Source organism: Treponema sp. OMZ 840 (assembly GCF_050937815.1).
GTDB lineage: Bacteria > Spirochaetota > Spirochaetia > Treponematales > Treponemataceae > Treponema_C.
In genome coordinates, this window is the sequence record NZ_JACDIJ010000002.1 from 205,469 (window position 1) to 228,102 (window position 22,634).

15 protein-coding genes are annotated in these 22,634 nt (G+C 43.9%); 12 read left to right on the plus strand and 3 right to left on the minus strand.

The genetic code is table 11. The features are described from left to right. Nucleotides 1–39: 39 nt before the first annotated feature. From H0R92_RS04470 to H0R92_RS04515, 10 genes are all read left to right on the plus strand, one after another. Nucleotides 40–384 (plus strand): hypothetical protein, encoded by a 345-nt coding sequence (locus tag H0R92_RS04470; RefSeq protein WP_432961560.1) that lies wholly within the window; start codon nt 40–42, stop codon nt 382–384. A gap of 4 nt (nt 385–388) precedes the next feature. Beyond that, complete coding sequence (locus H0R92_RS04475; RefSeq protein ID WP_432961561.1) at nt 389–919, plus strand: Rpn family recombination-promoting nuclease/putative transposase; 531 nt, start codon at nt 389–391, stop codon at nt 917–919. Nucleotides 920–1,073: 154 nt separating this feature from the next. Then, nucleotides 1,074–1,325: a CopG family ribbon-helix-helix protein gene (locus H0R92_RS04480; RefSeq protein WP_432961562.1), complete on the plus strand. Its 252-nt coding sequence runs from the start codon at nt 1,074–1,076 to the stop codon at nt 1,323–1,325. Beyond that, on the plus strand, nt 1,303–1,725 hold the full coding sequence (locus H0R92_RS04485) for a type II toxin-antitoxin system VapC family toxin (RefSeq protein ID WP_432961563.1): 423 nt from the start codon (nt 1,303–1,305) through the stop codon (nt 1,723–1,725). The genes H0R92_RS04480 and H0R92_RS04485 overlap by 23 nt, the downstream gene beginning before the upstream one ends. 174 nt (nt 1,726–1,899) lie before the next feature. Further along, nucleotides 1,900–3,579, plus strand: a complete 1,680-nt coding sequence (locus H0R92_RS04490) for a DUF262 domain-containing protein (RefSeq protein ID WP_432961564.1) — start codon at nt 1,900–1,902, stop codon at nt 3,577–3,579. An 80-nt stretch (nt 3,580–3,659) separates the two neighbouring features. Continuing rightward, nucleotides 3,660–4,364, plus strand: a complete 705-nt coding sequence (locus H0R92_RS04495) for a DUF6338 family protein (RefSeq protein WP_432961565.1) — start codon at nt 3,660–3,662, stop codon at nt 4,362–4,364. 341 nt (nt 4,365–4,705) lie between these two features. After that, complete coding sequence (locus H0R92_RS04500) at nt 4,706–15,163, plus strand: FlgD immunoglobulin-like domain containing protein (RefSeq protein WP_432961988.1); 10,458 nt, start codon at nt 4,706–4,708, stop codon at nt 15,161–15,163. Nucleotides 15,164–15,282: 119 nt separating this feature from the next. Further along, nucleotides 15,283–16,824, plus strand: coding sequence for a bifunctional metallophosphatase/5'-nucleotidase (locus H0R92_RS04505; RefSeq protein ID WP_432961566.1), 1,542 nt, complete (start codon nt 15,283–15,285; stop codon nt 16,822–16,824). A gap of 147 nt (nt 16,825–16,971) precedes the next feature. Continuing rightward, complete coding sequence (locus tag H0R92_RS04510) at nt 16,972–17,202, plus strand: NifU family protein (protein ID WP_432961567.1); 231 nt, start codon at nt 16,972–16,974, stop codon at nt 17,200–17,202. 63 nt (nt 17,203–17,265) lie between these two features. After that, the gene (locus H0R92_RS04515) at nt 17,266–17,832 is read left to right on the plus strand and encodes an FKBP-type peptidyl-prolyl cis-trans isomerase (protein ID WP_432961568.1); all 567 of its coding nucleotides are present in this window, start codon (nt 17,266–17,268) and stop codon (nt 17,830–17,832) included. Nucleotides 17,833–17,885: 53 nt separating this feature from the next. Here the strand turns inward: H0R92_RS04515 and H0R92_RS04520 are convergent, their stop codons facing one another. Next, nucleotides 17,886–18,488, minus strand: coding sequence for a shikimate kinase (locus H0R92_RS04520; RefSeq protein WP_432961569.1), 603 nt, complete (start codon nt 18,486–18,488; stop codon nt 17,886–17,888). A 58-nt stretch (nt 18,489–18,546) separates the two neighbouring features. Between H0R92_RS04520 and H0R92_RS04525 the strand changes: the two genes are divergently transcribed. Next, complete coding sequence (locus H0R92_RS04525) at nt 18,547–19,173, plus strand: PrsW family glutamic-type intramembrane protease (protein ID WP_432961570.1); 627 nt, start codon at nt 18,547–18,549, stop codon at nt 19,171–19,173. Nucleotides 19,174–19,180: 7 nt separating this feature from the next. Here H0R92_RS04525 and H0R92_RS04530 read toward each other — a convergent pair whose 3' ends face one another. Then, complete coding sequence (locus H0R92_RS04530; RefSeq protein WP_432961571.1) at nt 19,181–19,516, minus strand: PilZ domain-containing protein; 336 nt, start codon at nt 19,514–19,516, stop codon at nt 19,181–19,183. Between the two features lie 140 nt (nt 19,517–19,656). On the opposite strand from H0R92_RS04530, the gene pheT reads away from it, so the two are divergent. Then, nucleotides 19,657–21,399 carry a phenylalanine--tRNA ligase subunit beta gene (gene pheT / locus H0R92_RS04535; protein WP_432961572.1) on the plus strand — a complete coding sequence of 581 codons (1,743 nt, stop codon included), beginning with the start codon at nt 19,657–19,659 and terminating at the stop codon, nt 21,397–21,399. Here pheT and H0R92_RS04540 read toward each other — a convergent pair. Then, nucleotides 21,396–22,586, minus strand: a complete 1,191-nt coding sequence (locus H0R92_RS04540; RefSeq protein ID WP_432961573.1) for an anaerobic sulfatase maturase — start codon at nt 22,584–22,586, stop codon at nt 21,396–21,398. The two genes, pheT and H0R92_RS04540, sit on opposite strands and share 4 nt — an antisense overlap. Nucleotides 22,587–22,634: the final 48 nt, after the last annotated feature.

Genomic DNA, 22,634 nt, shown 5'->3' on the forward strand with positions numbered 1-22,634 from the left:
CAATTTTATGCTATACTTAACGCAAGAGGTGAGTATCATATGGTAAAAAACTTTGATGACTTAACCATTGTCGACGACTTCATGTTTTGCACTGTTATGGAAGACCCGCAGTTGTGCAAAGAACTGTTGACAATGTTGCTTAAGGACAAGGTCGGTAAGATCATCAAACTATTTAAGCAAAAGCCGATAGAAACTCAAATTGCCTCCAAGGGTGTGCGGCTCGATATTATGATTGAGGACGAACACGGCAAACTCTACGACGTTGAAATGCCGTTTTCTGCCAGACATCCGTGTCCAGCAGAAAACATCGAGTTTTGCGTTTCGCAAAACATCGCTTTTGTTCAGAAGCCCCGCCATCCGTGGCGAAAGATACCCATTACCTGAGCGTATGAGATATTATCAATGTGCTATCGATAACAGTGCAATAAACAAAGGCCAAGACTACAACGATTTACCCGATACCTTTATTATCTTTTTGTGCACCTTTGATTACTTACAGGAAGGATTACCGGTATACACGATAAGGCCCTCATGTGCCGAAACCGGGCAAACCTTTAACGACGGAACAACAAAAATCATAGTAAACAGCACCGCCTCGGAAAAAGCTGAAGAAAACCTGAAAGCATTTTTATCATACATGAACGGGAAACCGCCCGAAACGGCATTTACCAAACAGCTTGAAAAGCGGGTAAATGAAACCAAAAAAGACGAAGAAAAACGGAGGGAATACATGTTGTTAAAATCGTTTGAAATGGACGCGCGCAGAGCCGGTATAAATGAAGGCATACAGCAGGGCTTTGCAGACGGATCTTACAAAAAATCTCTTGAAACGGCAAAGCTGATGAAACAGGCACGTTGTGAGCTTGATTTTATCATGCAGATGACGGGTCTTACTAAAAAAGAGGTCGAAAAACTGTAAGTCAATGTATGATTAGTAATGCTGAATGGTTAATTAAAGTGCCGTTTCCTCAATAAGTTCGCGGCGCAATAACAATCCGAGAAATACAAGATTCATTTGTCTCTCTATTGACAAATACGCTATAACGTATTACAGTTGTAATACAGGGACGTATATGACTACAGTAAGATTACCGATAGAGTATAAGCAAAAATTAGAAGTATTATCCGTCTTGAAGAAAAAAAGTAAAAGTGAATTGATTAAAGAGGCTCTTGATATTTTTTTTGATACGGAAGAATCGGAAATGAATTCTTATGAATTAGGAAAAGACTATTTTGGTCAGTACGGCAGCGGACGAAGCGATTTATCAACTACGTATAAGCATGAGTTAAAGGAAAAGTTCCATGCTAAATACCGTACTCATTGATGCCGGACCGCTCATAGCCTTATTTGATCGAGATGATACATATCATACATCAATTTTAGAGTTTATCAAAAAGACAAATTACAGGTTTATATCGACGACTGCGGTATTAACTGAAGCGATGCATATGCTTGATTTTAGTGTAGCGGTTCAGATTAGTTTTTTAGAGTGGATAATGAAAGAAGGTGTTATTATTCATGAAATCAAACAAAGCGATATAAAAAGAATAATAGAAGTAACAAAAAAATATGATGATAGACCTATGGATTTTGCAGACGCAACATTAGTAATCGCCGCAGAAGAAAGAAAAATACGACAAATAATCAGCATAGATTCCGATTTTGATATATACAGGCTCTGTAATAAAGTTAAAATAGAAAATATATTTACATATAGGTGCTGATACCCGCTTCAACACTGACAAACGGGACTGTGCACATGTGCAGGTTAGGCGAATGTTTTAAATCCCTGCGTCTTTACACCGATTTTTTCGCAAAAAAAAGGCAGTTTTGAAGTGTAGGATAGGGATGAGGATAATAAATGTTGAATCTACAAAAATAAATAAAAGGAGAAATCAATGTCCATATCTAGAAGTCAGACAGAGAAAATCGGTTCAATTTTTAATGGAAATAAGTTTATTATTCCAACTTATCAACGGAAATATAGTTGGACAGAGATTGAACGAAAAGCTCTCTGGATAGATATCGAAGAGAGTATTCGAAATGATATGAATCATTTCATAGGAACTCTCTCATTCAAGCAAAATGAATCTGAAGGTCTTTCAGTAGATACTGTATATGAGATAATTGATGGTCAACAGCGGATTACAACGTTATTCATTTTATTGAATGTTCTTATTGAACGAATTACTGATGAAGATATTAGAGACGAACAGATAACCGCATTCATTGGAACAAAAGGGAACCTTAAATTAAAACCTCTTGGAATAGATGGACAATTTCTTGGAAGTGTTCTTTTTAACTTTGATAATATCATATATAACGATATTGAAAAAAGAAGCCATAAATTTATGTATAATGCAAAGAAAGAATTCAAAGCATATACGAATGCAATGACACTTAGAGAAATAGAGAAAATGATAAAATTCATACGAGACAGAATAGAAGTTCTCGTGTTCAATGTAGAAGGACAGGCTCAAGCGGTAAAGATGTTCTCAATTATAAACGACCGAGGCCTTCCCCTTAGAATTTTAGATAAAACAAAAAGTATCTTAATGTTGTACTCTACGCTTCATTTAAATGAAGAACTGAATTCTTTTATTAATGACCAATTTGAAGTCATATTTGACTCATATGATGAAATATTGATGTTAAAAGATGAATTAAATATTTTAGGGAGATTTGAAGAAAATACAATATTTACACATCATTACTATTCTTCAAAAAGATTTTTTCCTGAATCATGGAATAATAGAAATAGTGCAGATACCATATTTGAAAACATAAAGGGACACTGCGAGAGTATCAAATCAAATAAATCTAATTTAGAAATATTTATAAAAGAATATCTAACCGATTTTAAGAACTTTGCTCATGGTTATTGCGATTTGCTTAAAACTGTTAAAAAGAATCAAGATATGATCAAAGTGTTTTGTAAACTTGAATTCACCGCAACACTATATCCAATAATAGTTCGGCTTTTTATGCAGAATAAACTTGCTTCAACACTTTCCTATTTGGAGACGGTAGAGGTCCGTGTTTATAAAACAAGAGGGACAAATCCGATAGCTGATGCATATTGGCTGGCCTCACTGCTTTCCGAAAAGGACTACTCGATTGATGAAATTCATGAATCGCTTAAAAATATTGTAGAAAAATTTATGAGTGATCATACATTTAGAAATTATCTGGATGCAGATATTTATGGCAATGGAGCTACGAAGTACATCTTAGCCGAGTATGACGGCGGTCCTCTTTCAGTGGAAAAATATTCGGCACTACAAATCGAACATATATTTTCAAGGGAACCGGAATTTGATGTACGGGTCTATGGCTTTGAGCAAGATTATGATTACGAAAAAAATAGATTTGGAAATTTAATACTTTTAGAAGAAAAAATTAACAAAAGTATTGGTAATTCTGCGCCCATCAATAAGGTCAATGGTTGTCTTCAATCTGAAATTGAATCAACTCGTGCTATGGCCGGATCAATACAAAAGGGAAGTTTCCTAAAAGAACAGGTAGATAACAGGAGAAACAAATTAATTGAATACTGTTTATCAAGGTTTGTTATCTAGATAAAGAAAGTAATGTGCGCTTCGGCCCGATGACATTAAAATATTGTTGATTAAACGAATATTAGATTATGCTGCGCTCAATGAAGGACGAAAAAATGGAACTATTTAGTTTAAATACATTATTAATAGTTTTATTGTATGCCCCCGGTTATATTTTTATTCAAACTGTAGATTATTTTTTATTAAAGCGTGAGAAATCACAATTTGAAAAGACAATTCAAGGATTATTAGCAAGTGCTGTGATCTTTGTTGTGTTTATCTTATGTGATTTTCAGATTTTAAATACAGAAAAAAAAGCAATAATAAATTTATTTTTATTAAAGATAAAACACCCGGAAAATGTATACATAATTCCTGTTATTATTGAAAAATTTAAGTATTTAGGTATTTTTTTCTTATTATTATGTTTGTATAGTTTTGTTTTGGCCTGCATTTACTCGATAATTAGAAAAACAGCGTTTGTTTCTAATATTATCCAAAAAATTACTCAAAGAGATTACTTTCAGAGTGTTGGACTGCGGTTTTATTCAGAAGCAATGAATAAAGTAGTTATAATAACAATGAATAATGAGAGTAAATATTTAGGTTCCTTAATAGGCGCTCCTGATCACGAAAATGATAAAAAGATTATTATTTACGATCCATACGTTATTGAAAATGCAAAATTGGTAAAGCTTCGATCAGATCGATTGTTAATTGATACAAATAATGTTAGACTTTTGGAAGTAGTATTTGAGGAGGAAGAAAAATGTCAGACAAAGAAAAAACTCAAAACTTCAGTTTAGTACATGATTCACTTAATAAATCGTATACACGGTCGTTAAACAGCAGTAATAACGGGTTGCCGCCAAAAATTAATCCAGCAAAATACACGGTTTCTGCGACAAATCAAGTAATTGCTAATCAAACCGGTAGTAATACGTCAGAGTCCACACAAGGTTCCTCCGGTTCTGATTAAAAGTAAGAAGAAAGTGCATAAAATAAAGGAATCTTGCATCCCGCCTTTTGTCAAGAAGGAAAAATTAAGTTAAAACAGGTAGCACTATTTATGCAACCTTTCCCCTTAAAATCAATTTTCTCCATATTTGCACTGGTTTTTTCACGAAAAAGCCGATATAATATAGGTATGGTGAAAGGTTTTAAATCACTTTTTACAATTTCGATTATTCTTTTTTCGATGACGGCAGGCTTTGCAGCAGATTTTACATGGAACGGAAGCCAAAGCTCGGCATGGAATAATCGATCCAACTGGACTCCTCCTGTAGGGCTTCCCAGCAGTGATCCCGGATATCCTGATGATTCTTCCGATACTGCAATTATAACTTCTAATGGAACTTCTCCAATCCTCAACAGCTCCATAGATATAAATTCACTTATAATTAATTCCGGAACCCTTACCATACAGGGGAATATAACCCTCACCCTGTCCGGTAATTTTACGAATAATGGCGGAACCTTTATAGCAAATACCGGTACGGTAAAGCTTAATTCGTCCGGTTATGATATACAAATTAACGGAACAACGAATACTAATAACACACAATTCCATCATTTGCTAATGGAAGTAACCGATGGAATAAGTAAAACACTTACAATCAAAAATAAAATCAAAATAAACGGGGATTTAAGCCTCAAAGGATCGGCGACCGATAGAGTTCTTGTTATTAAAGGAAGCGCTGATATTGGGTCTCACGAAATTACACTTACAGCAAATAATACAAAAGAAGGATACAACCTTAAAGTTTATGACAATATTATTATTACAACCCGGTCATATATTACAAATCAAAGTAAGCCGGAACCGCAAACAAGTTCTCCTTCAGGCTGGATTTTTAAAGATTGTACAAGCCTCATGACATGGACTGCGGGGGCTTCCTCTGCTGCGGACAAAACAAAGTGGGATAATTATGATAACTGGAAGCCGAAAGGTGTTCCGGGAATAAATACGCCTGTAGAGATTCCCTATCTTACAAGCAACGAATACCCTAAACTGGAAAACTCTACAAACGCACAGGCCCAATCCGTTACAGTCGTTTCGGGAGCAGAACTTGATTTGCAGCACTTTGTCATCAAAAAAGGAAGTGCTACTGCAAAACTTACCAATAACGGAACAATTAAGATGACAGGAACCGGAGATCAGTCGGATTGGTTCACTGCAACAGCGCCTAACGAGAAAATAATACTCGGAGATACATCTACCGTTGAATATAACGCTCCTCCACCCTCGGCTGCAAACGTTTGGGCGGGACCTTATGAAAATTTGAAAGTAAGCGGTTCAAGACACAGTCTGAGCGCTTCCAGTATAACTGTAAGGAAAAACTTTACCGTTAACTCCTCCGGCCTTACTCAAACAGGAGGAAATTTTTTCTTTAGCGGTAACGGCTCCGGGACAATAGACGGAACGGGAACGATAAACTTTCACGACTTGACCGTAACAAGCGGCAGGACGGTAAAGCTTAATAAAGCTATAACCGTAAACGGTAATTTCACAAATAACAGCGGTGCGACGTTTAATGCAAACGGTAAAAATGTAACAATCGGCGGAAATTTTACAAATAACAACATTTTTACTACCGGTTTCAATACCGTTGCCTTCAACGGCGCTTCTATCATAAGCGGAAACGGAGCGATAAGCTTTCACAACCTGACCGTTGCAAATAATAAGAGCGTAACCCTTAATAAAGACCTAACAGTTGGCGGTAATTTTACAAATAACAGCGGAGCAACGTTTAATGCAAACGGTAAGACTGTAACCTTTACCGGCAGCAACTCTCAAATAAGCGGAAACGGAGCGATAAATTTTCACAACCTGACCATTGCGAGCGGTACATTGACGCTTGGGAAAGCTATAACCGTAAACGGAGCTTTCACAAATAACGGCACCTTTAACGCCGGAACTCATACGGTCACCCTTGCCCCTCCGCCGGGCGGAACCGTAACGATTACGGGTACCGGCAATGCGGGTAATACGACATTCAATAATTTAAGCCTTACAGGCGGCGGCGGAAAAACGCTTACGGTAAACGGAAAAGTTTCCGTAAACGGGAACTTAACCTTGGAAGGTTCGGGCAGCCTCGATGCTCAACTGCTTACGGTTCAAGGCGGCACCAACAGCCCCGGTATTCAACTTAATATCAATAAATCGGGCGGAAAATGGCTTAAAGTACACACAAATATACCGATGATTCCCGAAAGCGGCGGTCATACATATACGGTAACTGAAAGCAAGGCCGAGGAAATTCCCGGTTTTCCGCTCTCCGGCGGTCATCCTAAAAACTGGATTTTTACCGGTTATGCCGGAACTCTGACTTGGAAGGGAAATCATTCGAGCAACTGGAATGACTGGCAAAACTGGCGGCCGTATGGAACACCCGGTGTGAACTCGGTTGTAATCATAGAAAAAAAACCGACGTCCCCTCCGCCTACTCATTACTACCCCAAACTTACGGGAAACGTGTCTGCAAAAACGGTTACGGTAAACTCCGGAGCCGAGCTTGATTTAGACGGACACATTATTCAGGATGGCGAAGCCGGCAGTGCGGTAACAGCTCATATTACCAATAACGGCATTCTTAAAATGATTGGAACAACAACAGGAAATCCATTTAATCCCGGACAAAAAGAATGGCTTGAAATTAATAATTCCGGCCCCAATAATAATAATATAACCCACGGCCCCGACTCTACAATGGAATATTACGGTAATACGAATAATGCGGTTTGGACCGGACCCTATAAAAACCTCACGCTCAGCGACGGAAGAACAGTTCTGACCCCTATGACTCAGGGGGCAAGTCCTATTGCAGCCCCTCTAGCCGTAGAAAAAACTTTTACCGTTGCTTCCAATGCGGGGAATAACGTTACTGTCAGCGCGGCTTCCCAGTCCTACGGGGGAACGATAACTCTAAACAAGAAAACAACATTCAATTCCTCGGTTGCAAGCGGAACCGGAACGGTGTTTAACAATACGGTTTCAGCTTCGGGAGTCGATATCGTTTTTAGCGGAAACGGCCCTATTCAAACAAAGAAGACCGTTACCGCAAGAAACATCACCGTAAATTCAGGTACGGGCGCATGGACTTCTACAGACACGATTAACGCAAGCGGTGACATTACCGTAAATTCAGGTACGGGTGCATGGACCTCCTCCGGCGGAACAATCAACGCGCGCGATATCACCGTATACAGAGGCTGGACGGCAAATTCTGTAGTCCTCCCGGGAAGAGACCTCACCGTAGAAGGAACGTGGAGCTCCAATGGCATTACGGCAGGCCGTCATATTATTGCGAGGGGAAACTGGACTTCTAACGCATTCGTTATGACGCATGGAAACATCACTGCCGATAATGCAAGTCATGATAATACGTGGACAGCGGGAGATGTAACGCTTAAAGGAAGCCTTACCGCCGCTCAATTTAATCAGACAAGCGGTACTTTAACTTTTAACGGAACGGGAACTCCGGAACAAGAGCTTAAGTTTACCGGTGCGGGCAATAAAAACATACGCAATCTTACAGTTGACAACGGCATAACACCGCCCGCTTCCAATGCAAAGGTAAAATTACTTTCTCCTGTTATGATTGCAGGGAATTTTACCAACAAGGGAACCTTTAATGCTAACGGTAAGGATATTTCTTTGGACGGTTCTTTTACCAACAGCGGAATCTTTAATACCGGTACGGGTAATTCATTGGTCTTTAACAGCACTTTTACCAATAACGGAACTTTTAATGCCGATGCCGACACTATAGTTTTTACCGGCAATACCTTTACCAACAGCGGTACCTTTATCGCCGGAGCAAATAATACGGTAAATCTTAGCCCCTCCGGCAATATAGCGATTACGGGTACCGGCAATGCGGGTAATACGACATTCAATAATTTAAGCCTTACAGGCGGCGGCGGAAAAACGCTTACGGTAAACGGAAAAATTTCCGTAAGCGGGGACTTAACCTTGGAAGGTTCGGGCAGCCTCGATGCTCAACTGCTTACGGTTCAAGGCGGCACCAACAGCCCCGGTATTCAACTTAATATCGATAAATCGGGCGGAAAATGGCTTAAAGTACACACAAATATACCGATGATTCCCGAAAGCGGCGGTCATACATATAGGGTAACTGAAAGCAAGGCCGAGGAAATTCCCGGTTTTCCGCTCTCCGGCGGTCATCCTAAAAACTGGATTTTTACCGGCTATGCCGGAACTCTGACTTGGAAGGGAAATCATTCGAGCAACTGGAATGACTGGCAAAACTGGCGGCCGTATGGAACACCCGGTGTGAACTCGGTTGTAATCATAGAAAAAAAACCGACGTCCCCTCCGCCTACTCATTACTACCCCAAACTTACGGGAAACGTGTCTGCAAAATCCGTTACGGTAAACTCAAGTGCAGAGCTCGACTTAGGCGGAGAAGTTATCAATAAAAACGGTCCAACTGCAAAACTTACCAATTACGGTACGATTAAACTGACGGGGAAAACCCCTCAAGCAGCTTGGTTTGGAGCCGGAAACGACGACAAAATAGACCTAAAAGCCGGTTCCACCGTTGTATATTATGGCGGAGCCACAGACAATGTCTGGGGAGGACCGTATAAAAAACTGGAAGCACAAGGCCGCAATTTTTTAAAGACAGGGAATCTTTCTCTAACCGTTGACGAAGATTTTACCGTAACAGGCTCCGGTACTGAAATCGACACGGGAACGGCAGCGCAAACTTATAACGGAGAAATAAAAGCTTCCGGGCATGATATTACATTTAAAACAAGTGCTAAACTTACAACAAATAAGATTACTGCACAAAATATTACCGCCGATAACGGAACAACGCATGGGACGGCTTGGGATTTGAATGGAAACATTACGGCAAGCGGCGATATTACAATAAAGGGTTGGTGTGAAGCAAGCGACAAAACTATTGAAGCCTCGGGTAAAATCACTGTAGATACTCACCTTAGAACATGGGGAAATGTTACTGCCGGAAACCTCATTAAAGCAAAAGAAATAAAATTTTCCAACGGAAAAATAACTGCAAAAAACGGATTGGAATGTACCGATAAATTCTATCATGCAGACGGGGGCACCCTTCTTTTTACGGGAAACACCAATCAAACTTTAAAAGTCGGATCGGCATCGGAAATCCGGGAATTGGAAATTGACTCTGGCATAACCCTTAATCTTCTTTCAAATATAAAAATAACTTATAAACTTACCAATAAAGGTACATTCCATGCGGGAAATTATACCGTAACATTGGACGAAGCGACGCCGATGATAGGAAGCGGTGTTACGCCCCCCGATAATATCACCATTACCGGAACATCGGCTGCGGCAAACACTCAATTTAAAGATTTGATTTGTACCGAGCCGTATATAAAAACGCTTACTATCAATAACAAAATTTCGGTAACGGGGAACATGACCCTTAAAGGGGCATCGGAAGCTTCACCTTTGACCGTTCAAGGCGGTATGAGTAATTCGGAAATTACATTGAACGGTCATAAAACCGGCGGCACATGGCTTAAAGTAAAAACAAATATACCTATTGCAGACGGCGGTTCCTATATAGCCGCGGCAAGTAAGCCCGACCCTGCAAACGCCCCCCCTCGAAACTGGATTTTTACGAATGCCTTTGGACAAGTTGTTTGGAAGGGAAACGTCAATACAAACTGGAACACGGCGGGAAACTGGGAACCGCCTTACGCCGCCCCTTCGGAACACGTGGATGTATTGATAAAGTCCGGTGCTAATCATCCCGTTCTTCAAAAACCTACGTTAACAAATCCGGAATCAAAAGCTAAAACCGTTACGGTCCAATCCGGCGCAAAGCTCGATTTGGGAGACTGGACGATACAAACTTCCGGCGGCTCAACGGCACAACTCGGTGTTGAAAGCGGAGGACATCTTTTGCTTAAAGGAAGCGCCGATCAAAAAGTTTGGTTTGAGCAAACGACGCCTGCAAATAAAATGACCGTACAGTCCGGCTCAACTGTTGAATACAACGGCAATCCGTCTTCCCCTTCGGATGTATGGCAAGGGCCCTATCCTCGCTTGATTGTAAGCGGTAATAAAACAAGCTTTAATAACGCTAATTCCTTAACCGTCAACGAAACTTTTGCCGTCAACACGGCCGGAGCTCTTACCGTTACGGCGCCGATTCAAACCTACAAGGGAGCGGTAACGCTGAATAAGGATACAACCTTTAACGCTTCAAATTCGGTTACATTTGAGCAGAACGCCGATATTCAGGCAGCGGGAAAAACACTTACCGTTCAGGGAAATCTTAAACTGAATTGTGCTGCCGTAACGGCAGGAAGTATTTCGGTAAGCGGCATTACGGAAGCAGGTGCTGCGGCCCCCACCCTGTTAACGATTACAGCCGGCACGCAAACGTATGGGGGGGCTGTCAGCCTGAAAAAAAATGTGAAATTTGCGGTCCCGAACGGCACAATCACTTTTAAAAGCGATATAATCGCAGATGACGGTTCAAACAAAAAAGACATCGAAATAGAGGCGGCTACTGTAAAATTCAGCGAAAAAACCTTGGAATCTACGCCTCCTTCTACACCGCTTCCGTCTTTGCCGTCGGTTACCGTAAACAAGCTGACCCTTAAAGCCGCTAAGGTTTTTTCTTATGCCGAAATAAGCGCACAAAATGCGGTAGAATTTGATGTAAGCGGTTCCTGTGTTATAAGGGGGCCTGTAAAGGCCGGCTCTTTTACACAAAAAAATGCCGACTGCAATTTACAAATCGGAGCTCCCGTTACGGATTTTTGGGGCGGCCCGCTTGCTGCAGGAACTTTTAAAGTTGCATCGAAACGGATATACATTACTCATTTTGCGACGCTTGACCCCTCGTCAACCGCTTGGACACGGCCTTCCGACGCAAGCTTTTTTATTGCAACAAATATAAGCCTTGCAAATCCCCTTTCCTGCGCGAATTTTGTCCTTTTTGCGGGAACCGTTACTATGGGCGCCGGTTGTACGGGAATAACTGCCGAGTCGGTGAGTCCTGCCGTAAAGGGCGATATTGTATTGTTCGGTCAAAACTACTCGCCGGATGATACCGCTACTTCCGACCCCTCGGGTGTAAACGGCTTGTTTACCTATAATCATTCGAGAAGAACGGGAATGACGGCCGCGCCCTCCGTTGTTCTTCCTTCGGCACTGCCCGACGAAACCGTTCTTCCGGGCGACCTTACAGGCGGAAAATATTCAGGTTCTTTTGCCGATTTAAGCGTTAAAACCTTTAAAGCGGGTAAAAACTTTTACGCAAACGGTATGACTCTTACACCCGCCGGTGCTTGGACGCTCGATATTCCCGATAACGGTAAGGCAACCGATTCCTTTGCCGAAGCCTATTTTACGACCGTTAAAAAATGCACGGTCAGCGGGGGCGGCTTTGTCGCGGCTGCCGAAGGCTGTACCGACCAAAACGATAATTCCGGCTGGGATTTTGGCCGGCCGACTATTACCGAAGCCTATACCGTATCCGACGATACGATATATGTTAAATTTAATAAAAAGATTGAAAATTCAAACAATGAAATAGATAAAGCGTTAACTGATATTAAATACCATAACGGATCGCTTGCTTTTGTAAAGGCATATACGGTTAACCCGTCTGCCGGCAGTGAAAAAACTCTTGCCGATGTTTATAACCCGACCGATACCGCTCCGTATACGGATATGGACGAGTTCTTTTTGCGCATAACAGGGGAACGCTGGAACACCGATGCGACGGGAATGTATGTAGGCTCCAGCGACAGCACCGACCGCGGAAGTTACACGGGTACACAATCAATCGGGCATCGTTCCAAAAAGCCGAATTTAAGTATTCCCAAAGCGCGAAGTTTGTTATACGCAACGCTTCGTGACGAACATAAAAACCGCATACGCCACTATGCAGGCAGTGCGGCAAACACAAGCGGTGCTAACGGAGTAATATACGGTGATGTAAAAGATAAATGTCCGCCCGTTCTTGCCGCAGTTTATACGGGGCAGGAACAACATACCCAAAATCCCGCTTCTCAACCGTCTGCCGACGCGCATAACTTTATAGAATTCCGCTTTTCCGAACCCGTGTACATAGGCGGTTCGAGTACAACAGAAGATATTCCCGAAAGCACGGAAAACAAACTTGTAACGAATACAATCGGCGAGCTTGTTGAAAACCCTGCTCCCGGTTTTAAGCTGCGGGTTTCGGGTATTGCCGATATTCAAAACGGCAAAATAAAAGCGGGACTTTTGTTTACTCCTTCATCACCGCTTCCCGTTACCGACCAGCCGCACACCTTGTACCGCCGTTTTGCCGTCGGCGCCATAGCCCCTCCGACGGATCCTACATCCGGTATCGACAATAGGCCGTGCCGTCTGCGTTTGTCGATTGCAGGTTATACGGACGGAACAGTTTCGGTAAACGGCGTTACGCATAAAAAATGGATAGGATATATAAAAGAGGCAGCAACTCCTTCCGGTACTGTAAAGATTTTATCTGCTTCGGACGGGGGAATAAGTATCCGGGCGCGAAACAACAGGCAGGAGATCGATAGAACCGTTACACGAAGTATAACAACCTCCGGCGGACTCAACGGAAGCTGGGACACTTCTCCTCCCGTATTTGCCAAGGTGTCGCATAGTATCGGCGAATGGACCAACACGGGTAACCAAGGCAAAGAAATTGCGGCCTATTCGTCATCGTCGCAGTTTGCCGATAAAATCGAATTTCACTTTTTTGACAATACGCCCCTGTATAATAACTCGGAACCGTGGTGGAAAACGGCCGCCGCCTCGGCAACGAATCCGGGATGGAGTTCCGTAAATGACCGGTACGATTCTTACGGAGGCTCGCGCTTTACAGGGTACAACCGTACAACGGGAGGCATCCGCGCATGTACTTTGCCCCCTGCGCAAGATGTGCAACATGTATTTTCGTTTAGTGCAGCAAACGCCGAATTTAATCCGGCTCTCTTGAAATTTACCGGACTGGACACTTCTTTCACCTTAAGCCTTGCACAAAAGGTGGAAAATCAAGCCCTGTTCGGACCTCGCCCGAGCGGATTTTTCGAACAGGACAGTTTATATTTACAGTTAAAAATAACGCCGACAGGCGTTCCTCTTGCCTTTCCCGTAACGGAAGCGTTTACAGTCGGTTATCAAGCTTTTGACTCAAGTCATCCGAACGGAGGACGCATAACCGACCTTGCCGGTAATATAATGAAAAGCGTTTCCGGCGGCACATCGATCGACGCATCTCCGCCGAATATCGCGCTTACGGTAGCCCCCGTCGAATCAAAACATATGTATGTGCTGTTTACATCACAAATCGATACAAGACCCGAAACGCTTGCAAAAATTCCGCATAATCTTGCAATTATCGACCTGCCGTCAGGCCCCCCCCCTATACAAATTGATTCGAGAATCCCTGCCCGTGTGCGCACGGATACTAAAAAAGGAACGGGAATAATCGTTTCTCTTACCGGGAACGTAAACTACGCTGCTCTTTCGCAGGCTAAACTCCAAGTAAAAACAAATTCGGCAGGTTTGATTGACATCGTTCCCAAATACGGCGGATTTCCCGCCTTTGCCGGTCACAAGCACGTTATAAGCGATTTTGCCGTCAACGTGGTGCGCCCCCTGTTCGCCTACGATGAAAAAACACTCGACGACGGTTCTTCGGGATTTGCAACCGAAGGCGTATACGGCGGAACAAGCCCGGCAGTACGTTTATTCGATGGTTCGGGCGCGCCGGGCAATACGGTTTTGGAAAAAGAAGATATAACGGTTCATCTTACAGTTGAAAACATGAATTTGAGTGATTTGCCGCAGCAGGGAACGTTTAAGATGTTTATCGATAACGATCCGCTTCCCTCATCCGTTTCGACGGCTCTTAATAGCGTAACGAATTTAGGCAGCCGTGTATGGTTTCCGGCGCTCTCCGCGTTTTCCCCGCCGTTACCGTCCTCTCCGACGCCCACATCCATTTTACCTGTAATCAGTGAAACCGGAAACAATCTGTGTGAAGTTCTTTCTCCCGAAACACCCTTTGCAGGGCAGCCGCAAGGACTGTATATATTTAAACTTTTAAATAATCCGGCAAGCCCCGGCAGTTTAAACTATCCTGCCGGAAGCAGGGCGGGCTTTTTGTTCCCGATGATAAATGCTGCCGGCGCCTATATTATGATAGATCCCGACTGCGACGGAAGCGATCCGGTTCCCCTCTACGCGCTGCGCTTAAAAGACCCGAAGGACCCCGCATCCATAGATTTGTGGTCGTTGGATATCGCTGCGGTAAAACAACAGGCCGGCGGGGTAAGCGTTTTAAATAATGTTATCAACACAAATACAAAAGAACAATGTCTTATTCATATTACCGCAAAACAAGCCGGCAGTTTAAACGTTATCGCAATGACTTTGGACGGAGATGTGGTTAAGGTTTTATATTCCGGCCGTGTAGAAAAAGGCGAACATATTTATAAATGGGACGGAACGAACAGCCGAGGCGATGCGGTTGCGCGCGGATTGTATTTTATCCGTGTTGTGGGGCCGAATATCGACGAAACCCGCAAAGTTATGGCAATAAGAGATTGACGGGCCTGCGTTCCGGCTTTGTATAAGATGCGGACAAAGCCGGAAAATCTCCTTTACGGCAGGATAAATCCGTTGTATAATTATTTTAACAATCGAGTATTCCCAAAGGAGGAACGAATATGAAAAAATACTGTTCCGTAATTGCCGTTCTTACGGTAATTTTTATGCTGTTCGGCTGTATAAGCGCACCCAAGCGCGATGCGGCTTCCGAATATGTTTTAACCGTACTGCACACAAACGACCACCACGGAAGTCCGCTTGCAAAAGAAGGTAAGGGCGGCCTTGCCGAGCGTGCAACCTTTATAAAAAGCGTGCGCTCCGCTGAAAAAAACGTCCTTGTTTTGGATGCCGGCGATATGAATGCGGGAACTGCATTGTCCAATATGTTTCATGCCGAACCCGACATTCGTGCGTATAACAAAATCGGTTACGATGCCGTCGCACTCGGCAATCACGAATTCGACGCTACCTTGGAAAAACTGGAAAAGCAAATTTCATGGTCCGAATTCCCGTGGATTTCGGCAAACATCAAAAAAGGCCGCTCGTATTTTGTGCAACCCTATATCATCAAAGATTTTGAAGGATTCCGCGTCGGAATTATGGGACTTACGACCCTGCGCACGCAGGTTATCGCCCAGCCCGACAAAAGCCTTACCTTTATCGACGAAATCGAAGCTGCCCGCAAAACCGTAGCCGAATTGCGGAACAAAAAAAAGTGCGACATCGTTATCGTTGTCGGGCATGTAGGCAATATAAAAGAGTCGGAAGACCATACCACCTCCCTTATGGTGGCCGAAAGCGTTCCGGGAATCGATTTGTTTATCGACGGCCATTCCCATGCAAAATTCGAAAAACCCATACAAGTCGGCAATACCTATATCGTGTCGGCAAACGAATGGGGCAAATTTATTGGGAAGGGCCGCTTAACTATAAAAAACGGAAAATTAATCGCCTTTGACTGGATACCCGTTGAAATTACAACCGCTGCTTTCCCGCCGGATCCCGAAATTGCCGCCTTACTTAAGCCGTATAAAGAAAAGGCCGATGCGAGTTTAAAAGAAGTCGTTATAAAAACCGCCGCCGAATTCGAATTCGGAAGCAAGTTGAGCCGCAAAAAAGAAATCGCACTCGGTAATTTGGTGTGCGATGCGCAAACCGCTTACCTTGCTTCGATCGGTGTACCCGTCGATTTTGCAATAACGAACGGCGGCAATATCCGCACGCATTTACCTAAAGGCGATGTTACACGTGAAGATATTTTAACCGTGTTGCCCTTCGAAAACTACGTGTATGTCGTTACTTTAAAAGGCTCGGATGTCGTTAAATTGTTCGATTTTATCGGCACCATTCCGCAAGGTGCCGGAGCCTTTGCGCAAGTTTCCAAAGAAGTCAAAATGACGCTGAATTACGATGCGGGTAAAATCGAAAACGTAACGGTGGGCGGAAAACCGATTGATTCTGCACGCACCTATAAGATTGCCGTAAACGACTATCTTGCAGCGGGCGGCGACGGATACGAGGTTTTTAAAAAAGCCGTCGAAACCTTTAATACGTCGATGCTTTTAAGCGATGTGGTTATCGATTACGTACAAACCCTTGTGCAGCCTATTGTACCTAAAACGGACGGCCGCATAACGATAATCGGCGGTATGGCTTTGTAAAAGCCGCATCGTATTAAGCGTATCAAAGCATATCAAAACGGGGCTGTCGAAAATGCAAACGCTTTTCAAAACGGTCCCGTTTTTGTTTTTGTGCTTGACCTTATACTCCCTAAAAGTGTATATTTTAAAAATTATAGGGAGTTAACATTGGAACTTATAGAACGTGTAAAAGAATGTCTTGAATACATACGCCCGCAGCTTCAAGCCGACGGCGGCGATTTGGAATTCATCGAACTTCGCGACGGCACAAAGGTTGTCGTAAAATTGACGGGTGCATGCGGAAGTTGTCCTATGGCGACAATGACGCTAAAGCACGGAGTTGAGCAAATGCTTAAAGATAAAATTCCGGAAATAACGGAAGTTATTCAAGCGTTTTAACGCGCATTGTGCTCGGTATCGGATTTTTAAAAAACCGTTTAAAAAAACATATGAGGAAAACGTATGACAATTGAAAAAGATGTAATGGCGGCGATTCATTATACGCTAAAAGACAAAGACGGCACTCTTTTGGATTCTTCGGAAGGCTCGGAGCCTTTGGAGTATTTGCACGGCTACGGCAATTTGATTCCGGGCTTGGAAAAAGAGCTTGAAGGTAAAAAAGCCGGCGACAGCTTGTCGGTGAGTATCGAACCGGCTGCAGCATACGGCGAATATTCGGACGATTTGGTAGTAACGATTCCCCGCTCCAACTTTGAAACCGATGCTCAAATTGAAGTCGGCATGCAGTTTGAAACCGGTTCCGGTTCGATGAGCCGCATTGTCCGTGTTACAAAAATAGACGGGGATGACATTACGATTGACGCAAATCATGAGCTTGCCGGAAAAACCCTGTTTTTCGATGTGAAAATCGAAAGCGTTCGCAAAGCGACGGATGAAGAAATCGAAGCTGCCTGCTCGGATTCTTGCGGCTGCGGCTGTCACCACGGCCATGAGCATGAAGAAGACGGCTGCGGCGGCGGTTGTGCATCCGGAGGCTGCGGCGGGTGTTCGGGAGGCTGCTGCGGTTAAACTCTGCGGCAATTACGGCGCGATACAAGCTGCCGAACAAACGCCGTATGCTTTTACTCAAACGTTTGTATCGCTGAAAAAAGGGCGGCGCACACGTCTTCGGGACTTAACCCTTCCGTGTCGATGTGCAGTTTTGCCCTTTTTTTATATTCGGCGGTTCTTTTTTCGTATATGCCGTGAAAAATCGAGCGGCGGTGGGCGTCGTTTTCGGGAGAGAGCTTTTCGATGTATGCGGGAAAACTTCCCGTCAGCTTTGCACGCGCACAAATGCGCTCAAAGGCCGTCGCTTCGCTTACGTGTAAATAGGCCAAACAGCCGATTGTTTCCAGCACGGAAAGCGCGCGCGGATTATCGCAAATGCCGCCTCCGGTTGAAATAATCGCCCCGAGTGTTTTGTTTGTTTTGCCGCTCTGCGGCGTAAGCTGCTTGTTTTCCGCGTATTTTGCATATTCCTCTAAAAAAAAGCAGGCATCGAGTTCCGTCTTTTTAAAAAATTCAACACCTTTTTGCGCATATAATTCCCGGCAGCTTAAGCCGGTTTTTTGTTCTATAAGTTTATCCGTATCGAAAAAAACGCCCCCCGTTTGCCCCGCTAAAAGTTTGCCTGCGGTTGTTTTTCCCGAATGCTGAATTCCCGTTAAAATAATGCACTTCATATTTTTTACTATACAATCTTTTATTGCACCTGTACAGTATTTTTGCTATGATACCGGTGTGGAATTATATATAACGCTTATACTGTGCTTTTTACCGCTGGCTGCCGGCATTTTGTTTTCTTTGCTGAAAGTACCGTCTTTCGGACCTGTCCAGGCTGTTTGGGCGGTGGCGGCGGGATTTGCTTCCCTTGTGCCGATTATTCTTATTCAATTTGTTATAAAACGGAATTTCGATTTTGCGCCGACGTCGTTGGCGGCCGTCTTTATAAGCGCTTTAGTATTTAACGGATTTATCGAAGAAACCGCAAAGGCGGCTTTTTTATTTTTGCTTCCCGTAAAAACTGCACATCCGTCTTCTTTTTTTGCAAGCGCATTGATTGCGGGAACGGCAGTCGGTTCTTTTGAAGCTTTGATATACTGCATTGCCGGAACCAATTATTCGGTTATACGCTTGTTTACCGCCGTCGTTTTACATGCTTTGTGCAGTGCGCTTTCCTGCATTTTTATCCGGACAAAGCTTCAAGGTGCGCCTCGTATTGCAGCCTTTGTTTCGGCCGTATTTTGTCACGGTATCTATAATTTTTTTGCCGGCTTTACCGGGTTTTTATGGTGGTTTTCCGTATTAGCTATCTTTTTTGCGCTTATAAGACTCAGATATTACTATACGGATGTTTTCTTTAAATAAAAGCATACTAGGTTTCTGCGCGGGACAGTTCTTCTATGTGCGATGTAAGATTTTTTGTTCCCGGCGAGTGTAAAAATTCAAAACCTATTTCCGTTGCGGACGGTTCGCTTTTTTTCCACTTCGGTTGAAGAATTAAAACAAAGGGCTTTGCCGGAGATTTTGAAGACAGGGCAAAGGATGCTTCATAGTCCGAATCGGTATCGGGTTCTACAAGGGCGGGAAAGCGTATACAGCAGCCGGAAGCGCTTATATCGACCAAACGCCCCGGGAACACACACAGTTCGGGCATAAAAACCTTGCCGATCTCACGAAATCGCGGACTTTTTCGTTTTGTAATTGACATCGCTTAAGGATACACTGGATTTTGCATATTTGCAAGTCTTTTCGGCAAAAGATTTATGTAAAGAAAGGCCGCCGTTTAGAAAATCAAAAGGTCTGTACAGCCCGCTTTTTTTTTGATATAATTGAAAATTCGGAGGGCATATGCCTAAAATAGACGTAAACGAAAAACTGTTTTTTAACTTGCTCGGTGAAACCTTCCCCTATGATATATTGGAAGACCGTTTAACCTGCGCTAAGGCCGAATTGGACGAAAAACCCGATTCCGCAGCGCCCGAAAACGAGCGGATAATAAAAATCGAATTGAACGATACGAACCGCCCCGACCTGTGGTCCACGGCAGGTCTTGCCCGCCAGCTTAAACTGCATAAAAACGTACAGGCCGTTCAGCCTTCAAAGACCGGCTATACGCTGTACAACGATTTTTTGTCTTTTGCAGGCAGCACAAAGGACTATGGAAACCGCGTCGTAAATGTCGACCCCGCCCTCAAAGATATCCGCCCCTTTATGACGGCCTTTGTCATATCGGGAAAACCGATAGACGAGCCCATGCTTTTGGACATCATTCAAACGCAGGAAAAACTCTGCTGGAACTTCGGCCGCAAGCGCCGCTCCATTTCTATGGGCGTATACCGCTACGCCCAAATCAAGTGGCCCGTTTCCTATCATGCAGTCGATCCGGATAACACAAGCTTTGTGCCGCTGGGCTTTGATAAGCCGATGAGCTGCCGTCAAATCGTTACCGAGCATCCTAAGGGAAAAGAATACGGGCACATCATTGCCGATATGCCGAAATTCCCCCTTTTAAGCGATGCTTCGGGAAACACCCTGTCGATGGCGCCCATTATCAACAGTGCGGCTTTGGGAGCAGTGCAAGTCGGCGACAGCGATCTTTTGGTTGAAATGACCGGAACCGATATGCCCTCTCTTTTGCTTGCAACGATGATTGTCGCCTGCGACTTTTTCGATGCCGGCTACAAAATTTTACCCTGTCTTATAAAGCACCCCTACGATACGGGCTTCGGAAAAGACATCGTAACGCCCCTGTATTTTCAAAGTTCAACTTCGGCTTCGGTTAAAGCGGCTCAAAAACTTTTGGGCGAAAACCTTTCGGCATCCGAAATGCTTGCAGCCCTTGCCCGCATGGGAGTTGAAGCGACCGAAAAAGACGGTATTATTACGATTATGCCGCCGCCTTACCGCAACGACTTTTTGCATGAAGTCGACGTTATAGAAGACATAATGCTGGGGCGCGAATTGCCCTCGTTTAAGCCCGAAAAACCCCGTGATTTTACCATCGGCCGCTTAACGCCGCTTACCCTTTTAAGCCGCAAAGCCAAAAGCTTAATGATAGGCTTGGGCTATCAGGAAATGATTTTTAACTATTTGGGCTCAAAACGCGACTATATCGAGCGCATGAACATAGACGGAGCCGACGTTATAGAAGTATCGAACCCGATGAGCGAAAACTATCAGTTTGTGCGGCCCTCGATTATCCCCTCGCTTTTAAGCGCAGAAGCCGTTTCCGGCAATGCGGTGTATCCGCACAAGGTGTTTGAAATCGGAAAAACCGCCTTTTTATGCGATGAAGAAGTGACCGGAACAAGGACGCGCCAATACTTGGGCTTTTTGACGGCCGCTTCCGATGCGAACTTTAACGGCGCGGCAAGCGAAACGGCTTCTCTTTTGTACTTTTTAAATCATGAATATACGGTTGAAGAAGCGTCCGACCCGCGCTTTATTCCCGGACGGCAAGCGCGCCTCATTGTAAAGGGTAAGCCCGTCGGTATTTTCGGAGAGCTTCATCCGGCGGTGCTTGAAAACTGGGATATCCGCGTTCCCTGTACTGCAGGAGAGCTTGACTTGGAAGCGCTCGGAACGCTCTAAAAACGGCGGGAGCCTATAATCCGCGCAATCTCGGCGAGGCGCTCGTAAGCATAGGGAAAAAATGCCTTATATGAAGCGCAAAAGCGGTTTTTTTCCAAGGGCTTATCGGTAAAGGTATCCCTGTCCCTCCTGCAGCCGCCCCTGCACAGGGGATACCAGTTACAAGTTTTACATTCTTCGTCCGTGTGCAGGGATTTTTCTATAAAGCCGATTTTTTCGCGCGCCTTTGCAATATCTTCAAAGCCGGCGGTATGAATATTGCCTAATTTATAGGAATCGAGGACGTAAAAATCGCAGGGAAAAACGCTTCCGTCCGCTTCGATTACATGCTGAAAAGTGCAGCGCCCGAGCATTCCGCACGATTCGGGCGGGCGGCCTAAAAGCATTAAAACGAGGTTGTCAAAATAGCGTACCGAAACCGGTTTTTCGCGCTTAAAACTGCGGTACCACAGGTCAAAAAGCGTTTTAAGAAAATCCCCGTACACTTCGGGCGTAAGCGACCATTTGTGCGCGGGGCTTTTTTCCCCTATCGGATCCAAGCAGGGAATGTACTGCTGGTACATAAAATTATTGCGTAAATAAAATTCATATACCTCTTTTATATTTTTTGCAAGCGTGGCGCTTACTACCGTTAAAATATTGTATTCGACGCGGTGATTGTCAAAAAGGCGGGCGGTGTGCAGCACCTTGTTAAAGGTTCCCTCAACAGCCGAGTCGCCCTGCTGCCCGTTTAAGCTCTTGTGTGTCCTCTTTCCGCCGGCATGTATTTTGCGTAAAGAATCGTGGATGCGTTTGTTGCCGTCCATCGAAAGGCCGATTAAAAAGCCCTCTTCGGCAAAAAAAGCCGCCCATTCCTTATCGATGACAATACCGTTTGTCTGAAGCGCGAATTGTACGGGAATGTTATAAGTGTTGTATGAGCGTACCGCATCGCAAAAAAAACGGAAAAAATCCAAACCCCGTAAAGTCGGTTCTCCTCCCTGAAAGGCGAAGGTACATGCCGGGTGTGTTCCGTCAAGCGCTTTTTGAATAAGATGTTCCGCCGTCTTTTCGGTCATAATACCGAATGATTTTTGCGAGCGGTTTTCCATTTCGTCGCAGTAAAAGCAATAGGTACAGTTCATATTGCATGCGCCTGAAACGGGTTTTATCAATAATTGTAGCGGATGTTTTTCAGCCGAATTCATAAATCGTATTTTATTCCTGTTTCTATTGTACCCTATCATAAAAATGCG

What these genes read in the sequence shown, in the direction of transcription:
- H0R92_RS04490 (WP_432961564.1), top strand. Translation starts at nt 1,900, where the DNA reads ATGTCCATATCTAGAAGTCAGACAGAGAAAATCGGTTCAATTTTTAAT.
- H0R92_RS04530 (WP_432961571.1), bottom strand. Translation starts at nt 19,516, where the DNA reads ATGTCAATTACAAAACGAAAAAGTCCGCGATTTCGTGAGATCGGCAAG.
- H0R92_RS04470 (WP_432961560.1), top strand. Translation starts at nt 40, where the DNA reads ATGGTAAAAAACTTTGATGACTTAACCATTGTCGACGACTTCATGTTT.
- pheT (WP_432961572.1), top strand. Translation starts at nt 19,657, where the DNA reads ATGCCTAAAATAGACGTAAACGAAAAACTGTTTTTTAACTTGCTCGGT.
- H0R92_RS04520 (WP_432961569.1), bottom strand. Translation starts at nt 18,488, where the DNA reads ATGAAGTGCATTATTTTAACGGGAATTCAGCATTCGGGAAAAACAACC.
- H0R92_RS04480 (WP_432961562.1), top strand. Translation starts at nt 1,074, where the DNA reads ATGACTACAGTAAGATTACCGATAGAGTATAAGCAAAAATTAGAAGTA.
- H0R92_RS04495 (WP_432961565.1), top strand. Translation starts at nt 3,660, where the DNA reads ATGAAGGACGAAAAAATGGAACTATTTAGTTTAAATACATTATTAATA.
- H0R92_RS04475 (WP_432961561.1), top strand. Translation starts at nt 389, where the DNA reads ATGAGATATTATCAATGTGCTATCGATAACAGTGCAATAAACAAAGGC.
- H0R92_RS04505 (WP_432961566.1), top strand. Translation starts at nt 15,283, where the DNA reads ATGAAAAAATACTGTTCCGTAATTGCCGTTCTTACGGTAATTTTTATG.
- H0R92_RS04485 (WP_432961563.1), top strand. Translation starts at nt 1,303, where the DNA reads ATGCTAAATACCGTACTCATTGATGCCGGACCGCTCATAGCCTTATTT.
- H0R92_RS04515 (WP_432961568.1), top strand. Translation starts at nt 17,266, where the DNA reads ATGACAATTGAAAAAGATGTAATGGCGGCGATTCATTATACGCTAAAA.
- H0R92_RS04500 (WP_432961988.1), top strand. Translation starts at nt 4,706, where the DNA reads ATGGTGAAAGGTTTTAAATCACTTTTTACAATTTCGATTATTCTTTTT.
- H0R92_RS04540 (WP_432961573.1), bottom strand. Translation starts at nt 22,586, where the DNA reads ATGAATTCGGCTGAAAAACATCCGCTACAATTATTGATAAAACCCGTT.